The organism is Streptococcus panodentis, assembly GCF_017884005.1.
GTDB classification, from domain to species: Bacteria; Bacillota; Bacilli; order Lactobacillales; family Streptococcaceae; genus Streptococcus; species Streptococcus panodentis.
Genome location: NZ_QFAY01000017.1, coordinates 59,603 through 66,782 on the forward strand (window position 1 = coordinate 59,603; position 7,180 = coordinate 66,782).

The 7,180-nt window shown below is 51.7% G+C and carries 6 protein-coding genes; 2 read left to right on the forward strand and 4 right to left on the reverse strand.

The genetic code is table 11. From position 1 onward, the window contains the following. Window positions 1–234: 234 nt before the first annotated feature. From DHL47_RS08605 to DHL47_RS08620, 4 genes are read right to left on the reverse strand one after another with little or no spacing between them, the layout of a single operon-like run. Window positions 235–978, reverse strand: coding sequence for an ABC transporter ATP-binding protein (locus tag DHL47_RS08605; protein ID WP_209551575.1), 744 nt, complete (start codon window positions 976–978; stop codon window positions 235–237). A gap of 35 nt (window positions 979–1,013) precedes the next feature. Continuing rightward, a complete protein-coding gene (locus tag DHL47_RS08610; protein ID WP_209551576.1) occupies window positions 1,014–3,350 on the reverse strand; it encodes an FtsX-like permease family protein in 2,337 nt (778 codons plus the stop codon). Then, the gene (locus tag DHL47_RS08615; RefSeq protein WP_209551577.1) at window positions 3,325–4,608 is read right to left on the reverse strand and encodes an MFS transporter; all 1,284 of its coding nucleotides are present in this window, start codon (window positions 4,606–4,608) and stop codon (window positions 3,325–3,327) included. The genes DHL47_RS08610 and DHL47_RS08615 overlap by 26 nt, the downstream gene beginning before the upstream one ends. Window positions 4,609–4,658: 50 nt before the next feature. Further along, window positions 4,659–5,276: a TetR/AcrR family transcriptional regulator gene (locus DHL47_RS08620; protein ID WP_209551578.1), complete on the reverse strand. Its 618-nt coding sequence runs from the start codon at window positions 5,274–5,276 to the stop codon at window positions 4,659–4,661. A gap of 149 nt (window positions 5,277–5,425) precedes the next feature. On the opposite strand from DHL47_RS08620, the gene DHL47_RS08625 reads away from it, so the two are divergent. Both DHL47_RS08625 and htpX read left to right on the forward strand, forming a co-directional pair. Then, on the forward strand, window positions 5,426–5,992 hold the full coding sequence (locus DHL47_RS08625; protein ID WP_128835503.1) for a LemA family protein: 567 nt from the start codon (window positions 5,426–5,428) through the stop codon (window positions 5,990–5,992). 1 nt (window position 5,993) lies between these two features. Then, window positions 5,994–6,887 carry a zinc metalloprotease HtpX gene (gene htpX, locus DHL47_RS08630; protein WP_209551579.1) on the forward strand — a complete coding sequence of 298 codons (894 nt, stop codon included), beginning with the start codon at window positions 5,994–5,996 and terminating at the stop codon, window positions 6,885–6,887. The last annotated feature ends 293 nt before the right edge of the window (window positions 6,888–7,180 follow it).

Sequence of the window (7,180 nt, forward strand, 5' to 3'; positions counted from 1 at the left end):
CGTTAATTATCGTCATTTCGTTTATCTTTTATAACTTTGTTAGCTCGCCTTGCCCTGCTTTTGAGACTTCCTCACGGAAGCTTTATCTACAACCTCAAAGCCTCTTTTTTGATGCTTCCTGCGGGAATGAGAGAAAGCCCCTTGGGATTTCTCGTGACAGAATGAGCGGGTGCCCCGGCCCTGTCTGTTCCTGCCTCTTCTGATTTCGATTTTCATTGAGTATAGGTGGACAGACTAGATTCCTCTCTTGCTCAGCTCTGTCAGCAGCAGCTGACGGCGGTCTTTCTGATCTGATTTGGCGTCAAAGCAGATTTGGCATTCTATCTGACCGTCCAGAATCAGCAGGACCTTATCCGCATAGGCAGCGGCATTGACGTCATGCGTGACCAGAAGGATACTGGCCCCCTGCTGATGAAAATCCTGCATCAGATCCATAACATCCCGGCTGGCCTGAGAATTGAGAGCTCCCGTCGGCTCGTCTGCAAAGATCAGCTGGGGCTGATTGATCAGGGCCCGGCAGATACCGGCCCGCTGCAGCTGGCCGCCGGAAACCTCATGGAGACTGCGCTGAGCAATATTTTCAATCCCTGTCAGAGCCATCAGCTCTTTGGCCCGCTCATAGGCTGCTTCCCGCTCCCTGCGGTGCTGGCCGATCAGGCTGGGCAGGCAGATATTGTCGATAATAGTAAGATTTTTCAGAAAGGTAGCCTGCTGGAACACAAAGCCAAATTCCTGCCGTCTGATTTGGTCCAGCTGTTTGCTGTCCAAGTGCAGCAGATTCTGCCCTTTATAGAAAAGCTGCCCTTGGTCAGGCTGATCTATGGTGGACAGGATATTGAGCAGAGTCGATTTGCCGCAGCCGGAGGGACCCATAACCGCAATGAATTGGCCGGCTTCAATGTCCAGCGATAAGTCGCGGATAATGGGCTCCTGATTTTCCTGATAGCTTTTGCTGAGATGTCTTGCTTGTATGAACATGGGATTCTCCGTAAATCTAGGCGGCTGCCTCTGAGCTACTGTTCTTTGAGGCAGCTGCCGATTTGCAGTCTTGTCATGGCCCTCAGGCTGATGACAGAGGCCGAAAGGGCGCTTGCCAGCAGAGTCAGAGGCAGGAGGAGGAAGGGAAGCAACGGATTGATGACGAGACTGAGACGGCTGATGCCAAAGCCGGACAGAAGCAGGCTGCAGACAGGCTGTCCCAAAATCAGCAGCAGCAGATAGGCGAGGCCTAGAGCCAGCAGACAGACAAAGGCATTTGCCAGCAAGTAGTAGGAGCGAAGCTGCCCGCTGCTGAACCCCAGCATGCGGCAGAGAGCCAAATCGCTCCGGTCCTTGGTGAAAATCATGTAGACAAAGAGGGTCATGAGGATAAAGACCAAAGCGCTCCCAGTCCAGAAAAGCCCGGTCTGAATCAGGCTGAGGCTGGCCAATGTACCGTCGAAAGTCTGGTGAAAGAAATCCTCAACATCGGTCAGTTTATATTCTGGATAGCGCTTCTGCAGTTCCTTGATTTTCTGAGACTTGTTCCTGCTCGCTTTCAGACTGACCGCCAGCAGGCTGGTCAGGGTCTGAGGGCGTGCGGTCTGAAAGCTGGCTTTGGCTGTCTTGCCGCCATAGGTCAGATCAGAATAGATGCCGGTCACGGTCAGTTTTTTTTCCTTGCCGTCTACCAGCAGGGTCAGGCTGTCTCCTGTCTGCAGCTTCAATTCATCGGCGTTGAGCTTAGAGAGAGCAATCTCCTGCTCGGATTTAGGCGATTGGCCTTGGCTGTATTTGACCGGATAAAGGCTGTGGCTGCCCAGACTGATCCGAAGCTGATGGGTTTGGCCTTTCCGGTCCAGATAGGAAAAATTCTGATTGCGATAGTCGCTGACCTGTGCTATCTCCTGATCTGCCTGCAGCTCCTTCAGCAGCTGATCTGTCTTGGCATCAATCTCCTCGGTCTGCGAAATATCAATCAGGAGATCGGCCTGTCCGGCACCCAGATACTGGATAAAGTGCCTGTCGGTCACGGTGCTGTAGAGAGCGGCAGGCAGGAGCACCAAGAGGCTGATAAGGCTGATAATCAGCAGCATGGTCAGATAGAGCTTTTTGTGACTGAAAATCTGCTGACAGGCGAAATAAGGCCCGTCCCACAGAGGGTGTTTGGGCAGGCCCAGACTCGGAGTCTGCTGTTTCTGAGTGGAATGGCCTGCAGCTGCCAGCTTCAGAGCCTGACTTGGCGTCAATTTCTTAAAAGAACTCAGCGGCCGTGAGGTCAGCCAGACTAGCAAAAGGCAGAGCAGCAGAGCGGTCATCGCTTCTAAAACGTAGCTGTAAAGCGGTGTCGGGCTTTTGCCCATGAAGATTTCCGTCTCTTTCTTGAGCGGTCCGGTCAGCAGAAAGGACAGAGTCCAGCCGCCAGCCAAAGCCAGAGCGATGATGCTGGTATATTTGGCCAGATAGACCTTTTTGATAAAGCTTTGAGGCAGCCCCATGACCTTCATGACAGCAATCTGCTCCAGCTCCTCCTCAATCTTGGTTAATAGGGCAAAGCGCATGCAGAGAAAGGTGATAAACAGCACTGCCAGCGCCAGCAGGCCCATGACCAAGATGACCAGAGCATCATTGAGGCTGTTGATCATCTTAATCGTCGGATAGCTAATCATAGGCGGGCCGTTGGACTCCAAACCTGCAGTTTTATAGGCCTCTTCAATAGCGCTGATTTGGCCGGCTTTGCGGACCCGAAATTCAATCAGCGCTTCAGCGGCAGCTGCGTTTTCTTGCTTCAGCCTGTCCAAGTCCTCCGGAGCGATGAGAAAACGTTTGGAAGAAACCAGCCCGGCATTCATCTGGGCATCGCGGATATAGCCCTGAACAGTCAGCTGAAGCGAACCAATCTGCAGACGGTCCCCCAGTCGGATACGGCCGCTGCTGTAATAGTAAAGGGGGATGTAGACCTGTCCGGCTTGAGGCTGGGCAGGACGATTGTCCTTATCCAGCAGGAAATCGAAAGTCTGGTTTTGACTGGAAAATCCATTGTCCTGCGAGCTGTCCTGCAGGGAGTCTCTGCCGTTGATCCGAATCTCGGAGCCGTCGACATTGACAAAGTCAGCAATCTGCCAGCTCTCAATCTGCGGGTGCCGGCGGACAAACTCCTGCAGGCGCTCCCGATTAATGCTGCCGCTGTGCATCTGCAGCAGATGAGGGCTTTTAGCTCGTTCCACAAAGCGGTCGACGGAGCTTGCCAGACTGACCGTCAGGCGAACAGCTGCAAAGCACAGCGTCAGCGTCAGCAGCAGGAAAACCGTTATGACCAGCACACTGACTTTATTGCTCTTGAAATCATTTTTTATCAAGCGTTGAAACATATTCCAGCTCCTTTACAGAAGGTACTCGGGAGAGCAGGTAAGCACCGATACTGATGGAGAGGCCGGCTAGGATAAAGAGCAGACCATAGCCTCTGCCTCCTCCGACACCGATGATTTTTCCGACAGAAGGGGCCAGCCAGCCGAAATAGGTCAGCGAAGGCTTGAAAAGGGTGTCCGCCACCCAGCCCATGCAGGCATAGGCGACTACGTAGCCCAGCTGAGAAATGATGCCGATTGTACCCCAGACCTTGCCCTGATCTGCCTTGCGGATATGGAGGCGCACCAGATAGTCAATGGCTGTATTGGCAAAGGGCAGGGCAGCAAAGAGCAGAAAGCCAAAACTGCAAATCCAGATAAGATGTTCCTTCATTCCCAGTCCAGCTATGAAAATTCCCAGCAGAAAGAGGGAGAGGCAGAGCATGCGGTGAAAATGCTGTTTGACGGCAAAGAATCCCAATACCAGACTTCCAACCAGCATGCCGCTGCTGGAAATAGTCATGACCCAGCCGGCTGTTTTGGCATCCGCAAAGGCTAAGACTAAAGGAGAGAGCAGGATTTGGACCGTTCCCAGAAAGAAAGAGAAGGCCGTGCCAGTCAGGACGAGAATCCAGATGCCCTTTTTCTCGTAGATGATATGAAAGCCCCGGAGAAAGTCAGCCCAGAAGCGGCTGTCGCTGGAATAGACGGGCACATGAATGGCCCGTCGGGCTATCAAAGTGCAGGCCACTGTCACGAAAATCGTTGAAAAATCCAGCAGCAGGATGGCAGCGATATGGCCGCCGGCCAATATCAAGCCAGCCAAGGCTGGTGAGATCAGATAGCGGGCAATGCCATTAATCTGGGACAAACCAGTCGCTTTTGACAGCTGGTCCTCAGGCAGCAGGTCAGAAATCGTCGCCCGAAAGGCTGGATTGACCAAGGCAGAAAAGAGGGAACTGATTGCAGATCCGATACAGATAAAGATCAGGGCTGGGTGATGCAGGCTGAAGTAAATCCAGAGAACGCCTAGCCCAGACAAGCCGTCTCCCAGAGCCATCAGAAGCCGGCGGTCGTATCGGTCTGCCAAAATCCCAGCCAGAGGGGTGACCAACAGTCCCGGCAGGAAAGCACAAAGAGTGACAAAAGACGAGACCGAAACCAAGCCAGTTAGCTGGTAAACATAAATTCCCAAAGCAAATGACGTCATACCGGAGCCGATTTCTGAGATGAGGCTCCCTAACCAAATGAATAAAAAGAGTCTAAAACCTGATTGTTTCATGGCCGCCTCCTTAGAATTGCCAAAGCAAACCAATTGCAATAGAGAAGTTTCTAACTATCTTGCGACTGAATCAGGGCCCGAAAGGCATCAAAGTAGCCTGCCTGACTGTGAAAGAGGGTTTCCAAAAGATAGAGAAAGGCCTGCAGTTTCTGCTGCTGTTCTTCTGGGGACAGCGCTTGAAAGCTGCTGCCAAATACTTGCAGCGAATAAGTCAAAATCATTTCCAGGCTTTCGTAAGGGTAATCAGTCTTCATATCCCCGGCAGCGATGCCGTCTTGGATGATGGGCAGGAGGATCTGAGGAGCCCGTGCCAGCAGGATTTGGTTTGTCTTTTCGTGCAGGAGCGCATTTTGCGGCTGATGGAGATGGAGCAGGACATCCTGTCCATTTTGATGATGGAGATTCAGTGCGGCCATACTGCCGGCCAGCCGCTCTAGGATAGTCAGGCCGCGATTGTCAGCAAAGGTCTGAGAAGCAGCAAAGGCTGCTTCAATCGTCCGCTCGATAATAGCATCCATCATCTCTTCCTTAGATGAAAAGTAGTAGTAAAGGGTACCGCGGGCAATCTGGGCCGCCTCTAAGATCTGAGAGATAGAGGTTTGGTCAAAGCCCTGCTCTGTAAAGAGTCGCTGTGCGGTGTCCAAGATAAAGTCTTTTTTATTAGCCATGAAGAGTTCCTAGTAAAACTTTATTCGACCGACTGTCGGTCTATTTCTGTTTTTATCTTACCTCTTTTTTATAAGGCTGTCAAGAATAAAGACACTTTCCGCTTTTTTTGTTATAATAATAGTAATAAAGCAATAAGGAGTGAAATATCATGCTATTTATTATTCTTGCAATTATCGTTGTTCTGGCGATTTTTGTGGTTTCTGTTTACAACGGCTTGGTGAAAAGCCGCATGCAGACTCAGGAAGCCTGGAGCCAGATTGATGTTCAGCTCAAGCGTCGGAATGACCTGCTGCCAAATTTGATTGAAACCGTCAAAGGCTACGGCAAGTACGAGCAGGCAACATTGGAAAAGGTGACAGAACTGCGCAGCCAGGTTGCTCAGGCCTCTTCACCAGCTGAGGCCATGCAGGCCAGCGATGCTCTTTCCCGTCAGATTTCAGGTATTTTTGCTGTGGCTGAAAGCTATCCAGATCTGAAAGCTAACAGTAACTATCTGAAACTGCAGGAAGAGCTGACCAATACTGAAAACAAGATTGCTTACTCACGTCAGCTCTACAATTCAGTAACCAGCAATTACAATGTCAAGCTGGAAACTTTCCCTAGTAATATCGTTGCAGGCATGTTCAGTTTCAAGGCGGCCGACTTCCTGCAAACACCGGAAGAAGAAAAGGCTGTTCCCAAGGTGGACTTTGGCAGCAGCGGTTTAGGTGACTGACATGCTCTTTGATCAAATTGCCAGCAATAAAAGGAGGACTTGGCTCCTCCTTATCGCTTTTTTCGGCCTTTTGGCCCTGATTGGTGCTGCTGTCGGCTATCTCTGGCTGCGTTCACCTCTGGGCGGCATTATCGTGGCTTTTCTTATCGGCGGCGTTTACGCGCTGGTGATGATTTTCCAGTCCACTGAGGTAGTAATGACCATGAATGGCGCGCGGGAGGTTTCCGAGCAGGAAGCACCTGAGCTCTACCATGTCGTGCAGGACATGGCTATGGTGGCGCAGATTCCCATGCCTAGGGTCTACATTGTAGACGACCCGTCCCCCAATGCTTTTGCGACAGGTTCTAAGCCGGAAAATGCAGCAGTCGCTGCCACGACTGGCATTCTGCAAATCATGAATCGGGAGGAACTGGAGGGTGTCATCGGCCATGAGGTCAGTCATATCCGCAATTACGATATTCGGATTTCAACCATTGCTGTTGCCTTGGCCAGTGCCATTACCATGCTGTCCAGTGTAGCTGGCCGCATGATGTGGTTTGGCGGCGGCCGCCGCAGCAACAATCGCGACAATGACAGCGGTCTGGGAATCATCCTCTTGCTCCTGTCGCTGCTAGCCATCATCCTGGCTCCCATTGCAGCAACCTTGGTCCAGCTGGCTATTTCCCGCCAGCGCGAGTTTCTGGCTGATGCTTCCAGCGTGGAGCTGACCCGCAATCCGCAGGGAATGATCAATGCCCTTTTGAAACTGGATCAGAGCGAGCCCATGGAGCATCATGTAGATGATGCCAGTGCCGCCCTCTATATCAGCGACCCTAAGAAAGAAGGGGGCCTGAAAAAACTTTTCTACACGCACCCGCCTATTTCCGAGCGGGTAGAGCGTTTGAGAAAAATGTAATCAAGCTGCCCCAGAAAGTCTACCGTCCACAGCCAAAGGCAGCGGTAGACTTTTTTTGATGGGAGCGGAAGTCTTATATGAGATTTTCCAAAAGCTGCCTCTCTCTGCGGGGGCGGGCGCAGCCATCATGGGCGTCTGTCCCAGCCTCACTCCCCCGGACTGAACGAAAGCCGGCGGTGGGACAGAACTAAATTTTTAAAAATTTAGTTCCCTTCGCTCTTTTGTTTCTAAGCTCAGGCTGAAAAGGTTCCCCAAACCTTTTCACTCCCAGCCCGCGAGGCTCTCACAGTCCG

Coding starts and splice junctions, on each gene's coding strand:
- DHL47_RS08605 (WP_209551575.1), bottom strand. CDS start 978: ATGTTCATACAAGCAAGACATCTCAGCAAAAGCTATCAGGAAAATCAG.
- DHL47_RS08610 (WP_209551576.1), bottom strand. CDS start 3,350: ATGTTTCAACGCTTGATAAAAAATGATTTCAAGAGCAATAAAGTCAGT.
- DHL47_RS08615 (WP_209551577.1), bottom strand. CDS start 4,608: ATGAAACAATCAGGTTTTAGACTCTTTTTATTCATTTGGTTAGGGAGC.
- DHL47_RS08620 (WP_209551578.1), bottom strand. CDS start 5,276: ATGGCTAATAAAAAAGACTTTATCTTGGACACCGCACAGCGACTCTTT.
- DHL47_RS08625 (WP_128835503.1), top strand. CDS start 5,426: ATGCTATTTATTATTCTTGCAATTATCGTTGTTCTGGCGATTTTTGTG.
- htpX (WP_209551579.1), top strand. CDS start 5,994: ATGCTCTTTGATCAAATTGCCAGCAATAAAAGGAGGACTTGGCTCCTC.